Source organism: Mesorhizobium sp. M2E.F.Ca.ET.209.01.1.1 (assembly GCF_004010375.2).
In the GTDB taxonomy this organism is placed as follows: Bacteria; Pseudomonadota; Alphaproteobacteria; order Rhizobiales; family Rhizobiaceae; genus Mesorhizobium.
On sequence record NZ_SADP02000505.1, the window covers coordinates 1 to 356 of the forward strand.

At 64.9% G+C, this 356-nt stretch carries 1 protein-coding gene; it reads left to right on the forward strand.

Annotation, left to right across the window (positions count from 1 at the left end):
* Nucleotides 1-356 (forward strand): cadherin-like domain-containing protein (locus EN852_RS41335; protein WP_189546483.1); only part of this gene is annotated, 356 nt, incomplete at both ends.

The following is a 356-nucleotide window of genomic DNA, read 5'->3' on the forward strand; positions in this document are numbered from 1 at the left end:
GCACCGGAACGGTCACCTACCACAATGATGGCACCTTCACCTACGCGCCGGTCGCCGGCGAGGAAGGGACGGTGACGTTCCAGTACCAGATCGTCGACGGTGACGGCGATCCGTCGGTGACCACGGTGACGATCAACCTGCTGAAGGATTCGACGCCGACGCTCGTGATCGCCGCGGGTTCGGACACCAGCGTGAACGAGGCTGGCCTTCCGGTGCGCGGCATCGAGCCGGCAGGTTCCGGCGAGATTGCCGACCATGATGGGACCAACAACAGCGATCCGAGCGAAACGGCGACGGGCGCGCTGACGATCACGACGGGCAGCGACACGATCGGCCACCTTTACGTGACCGACAAG